Below are 1,923 nucleotides of genomic sequence, written 5' to 3'. Positions count from 1 at the left end.
CGGGTCGAGCGGCACATACGCGCCGCCCGCGGTCACGATCGCGTACATGCCGACCACCAGGTCCAGCGAGCGCCGGACCGCGAGGCCGACCAGGGATTCCGCGCCGACGCCGCGCGAGATCAGCAGGCGCGCCAGGGCGTTCACCCGCTCGTCGAATTCGCGGTAGGTCAGCGAGGTGCCCTCGTAGGACAGCGCGACCAGGTCGGCGTGCTCGGCGACCGCCCGGCGGTAGCCGTCGAGCAGCAGCGCGGGCGTCAGCGGGTGCGCGGTGTCGTTGCGCTGCGCGACCAGCTCCAGCCGCTCCGGCTCCGACAGCAGCGGCAGATCGCCCACCGGGGTGGCCGGTGCCGCGACGACCGCGTCGATCAGGCGCAGGAAGCGTTCGGTGAACACCTCCACCGTCGACCGGTCGAACAGATCGCTCGCGTAGGTGAGCACGCCGGCGATGCCGGTGGGCCCACCCTGCTCGTCGTAGGTGTCGGTGAGGATCAGGTGCAGGTCGAACTGCGACATCTCGGTGTCGAAGTCCACCCCGGAGACCGTGAGGCCGGGCAGTTCCAGCGTGGCCCTGGTCTGGTTCTGGAACGACAGGCCCACCTGGAACAGCGGGTGCCGCGCCTGCGAACGGGCCGGGTTGAGCACCTCGACGAGACGCTCGAACGGCACGTCGGCGTGCGCGAACGCCTGGATGTCGATCTCGCGCTGGCGGGCGAGCAGCGTCTCGAACGGCTCGGCCGTGTCGATGCGGCTGCGGAACACCAGCGTGTTGATGAAGGTGCCGATCAGGTCCTCGAGCGCCGCCTCGCCGCGACCGGCGATGGGCGTGCCGATGGCCAGGTCCTCCGCGCCGGACAGGCGCGAGAGCAGCACCGCCAGCGCGGTGTGCACGACCATGAACAGCGTGGCGCTCTGGTCCTGGCCGACGCCGATCAGCGCGCGGTGGGTGTCGGCGTCGATGCGCACCGGCACCGAGCCGCCGCGGAAGGACTGGGTCGCCGGGCGCGGGCGGTCCGACGGCAGGTCGAGCTGCTCGGGCAGGTCCGCCAGTGCGCTCCGCCAGTACGCCAGCTGGCCGGACATCAGCGAGTTCGGGTCGTCCTCGCTGCCGAGCAGCTCGCGCTGCCAGATGCTGAAGTCCGCGTACTGCACCGCCAGCGGCGTCCAGTTCGGGGCCTCACCGGCGCGGCGGGCCACGTAGGCGGTCATCAGGTCGCGCACCAGCGGCGCGAACGACGAGCCGTCGCCCGCGATGTGGTGCACCACCATCGCGATCACGAATTCCGCCGCCGGGGCGCCGTTCTCGTCCACCGCGTCGGTGATCTCGAACAGCGCGACCCGCACCGGCACCTGGTCAGTGACCTCGAACGGCAGGCCCACCAGTTCGACCACCGCGGCCGGGACCTCGGCCGAGGTCATGGCCCGGGTCTCCAGCGGCACCCGCACCTGGCCGGGGGCCAGGATCAGCTGCACCGGTTCACCGTCGATCTCCGGGTAGACCGTGCGCAGCACCTCGTGCCGGGCGATCAGGTCGGCGATGGCCGCGCGCAGCGCGTCCACGTCCAGCTCGCCGGACAGCCGCACGGCCATCGGCACGTTGTAGGCCGACGAGCTGGAGTCGAAGCGGTTGAGGAACCACATGCGCTGCTGGGCCAGCGACAGCGGGATGCGCTCGGGCCGCGGGCGGGCGGTCAGGGCGAGCCTGCCCGCACCGGCCTGCTGCTCGACGCGCACCGCCAGGGCGGCGACCGTCGGCGCCTCGAACAGCAGGCGCACCGGCACCCGGGTGTTCAGCGCCGCGCCGAGGCGCGAGGCGACCTGCGTGGCGAGCAGCGAGTTGCCGCCCCAGGCGAAGAAGTCGTCGTCGAGGCCGATCCGCGCGCTCTGGTCGAGGCCGAGCACCTCGGCGTAGACCGTGGCCACGAT

Annotated in this window: 1 protein-coding gene; it reads right to left on the bottom strand. The window is 72.4% G+C overall.

Features of this window, described 5'->3' with window-relative positions:
- Positions 1-1,923 (bottom strand): condensation domain-containing protein (locus QH283_RS21645; protein WP_280504805.1); only part of this gene is annotated, 1,923 nt, incomplete at both ends.

Source organism: Nocardia farcinica, assembly GCF_029867845.1.
GTDB lineage: Bacteria > Actinomycetota > Actinomycetes > Mycobacteriales > Mycobacteriaceae > Nocardia > Nocardia farcinica_A.
The sequence above is the reverse complement of the archived record's forward strand: the minus strand, read 5'-3'. Positions and strand labels throughout refer to the sequence as shown.